Raw genomic sequence first — 957 nt, forward strand, 5'->3', positions numbered from 1 at the left:
ATCAATGGTCTTACTCCGGCCCAGCTTGATTCGATATCATCCTCGGAAATCTTCACCTGCGGGAACATATAGTCAATCGCCTTCAATAAGTAAGTTCGATCTGCCGATGTAACCTTCGGAACGGCCGGATTGCCATCATAAAACGTATCCGTTGTGCCCACATAAGCCTTACCTGCTCTTGGGATGGCAAAGATCATCCGTCCATCGGGCGTATCAAAGTAAATCGCCTGCTTCAAGGGGAATTTCGCTTGGTCGATGACCACATGAACACCCTTTGAAAGCTTCAGCGTTTTTCCCTGCTTCGATTGGTCCTTTTCGCGGATTGAATCCACCCAAGGTCCTGCTGCATTGATGATTTTGTCTGCATGAATTTCATACGCGGCCCCAGATAGTAAATCGGCAACCTGGACCCCAGATACCTTTCCGTTTTCATATAACAACTTATCCACTCGCGTATAATTAATCGGTGTCGCCCCTTTATCGACGGCTGCCTTCATGACTTCGATCGTCAGCCGGGCATCATCTGTACGATATTCAACATAATAGCCTCCGCCCTTCAGTCCCTCTTTCTTCACAAGCGGCTCCCGGGCGAGCGTTTCATCTATTGAAAGCATCTTCCTGCGTTCGGCTTTTTTTACGCCTGCCAGGAAATCATAGACGCGCAGCCCAATGGAGGTACTGAACTTCCCAAAGGTGCCTCCTTTGTGCATCGGCAGCAGCATCCATTCCGGCGTGGTCACATGCGGCCCATTTTCATAAACGATCTCCCGCTCTTTCCCGACCTCAGCCACCATTTTTATTTCAAATTGCTTCAAATACCGCAGCCCCCCATGGACAAGCTTCGTCGAACGGCTAGAAGTACCTGCAGCAAAATCCTGCATCTCCACCAACGCCACCTTCATTCCACGAGTCGTCGCATCCAAGGCAATGCCTGCGCCGGTAATTCCCCCACCAATC

At 50.3% G+C, this 957-nt stretch carries 1 protein-coding gene; it reads right to left on the bottom strand.

All coding sequences use genetic code 11. The features are described 5' to 3' along the window. Window positions 1-957: glycerol-3-phosphate dehydrogenase/oxidase (locus CVN76_RS00965; protein WP_157805403.1), on the bottom strand; the 957-nt coding region annotated here is incomplete at both ends.

The sequence above is a fragment of the Bacillus sp. mrc49 genome, from assembly GCF_002803435.1.